Here is a 590-nt window from a genome sequence, read left to right as displayed (position 1 = left end):
GGTAAGGGGATTGTTCGGGCTGCCATGCTTTTTGTTTAGCACTTTGAGGTGCTTGAGCAATGACAAATTACCCATTTCTTTACGGTGAGGGGTGAACTGGCCTGATTGGATCAGGGACGTCTTTCCGTTTTTGAGTGGATTCGTGGGGCTGGGCGCAAGTAGGTCTGTCCGCAGGGTCTGGATTGCTCTACGGCTGTCTTTTTTGGGGATGATTGATGGTGTCATGGTCGTGTTCATGGGGCGCCGGCCCAGTGCCCGAGGGGCTCGGGCGTAGGCATGATTTCTGTGGCGATTAGGTTTTGGCTGCGGCATCGGGGGCACTGCTGTGGCAGGGCTGGCATGGTGGTTTTGGCGAGCAATGCGAGGATGGCACGGGTGGCATAGGCAATTTTGGTTCCTTGTTGCTTGAGGCTGGTTCGTAGGGTGGCGAGTGCTTTGGCTTTGGTGGCGTGGGCGAAGAGGCCGTAGTGTCTGACTTTGACGAAGCCGGTGGGTAGGATGTGCTGGAGGAATCGCCTTAGGAACTCTTGGCCGTTCAGTGTCATGGACTTGGTTCGCGCGCGGTCTGCATAGTCTTTGTATCGGAAGGT

Annotated in this window: 2 protein-coding genes; both read right to left on the bottom strand. The window is 55.9% G+C overall.

Annotated elements, in window-relative coordinates:
* Nucleotides 1-237, bottom strand: a 237-nt coding sequence (locus QEH52_RS20075; RefSeq protein WP_308952748.1) for a hypothetical protein, incomplete at its 3' end; no start/stop codon positions are given.
* On the bottom strand, nt 234-590 hold a 357-nt coding region (locus tag QEH52_RS20855; RefSeq protein ID WP_308952747.1), incomplete at its 5' end, for a transposase. The genes QEH52_RS20855 and QEH52_RS20075, both read right to left, overlap by 4 nt.

The sequence above is a fragment of the Thalassobacterium maritimum genome, assembly GCF_031127805.1.
GTDB lineage: Bacteria > Verrucomicrobiota > Verrucomicrobiia > Opitutales > Coraliomargaritaceae > Thalassobacterium > Thalassobacterium maritimum.
The sequence above is the reverse complement of the archived record's forward strand: the minus strand, read 5'-3'. Positions and strand labels throughout refer to the sequence as shown.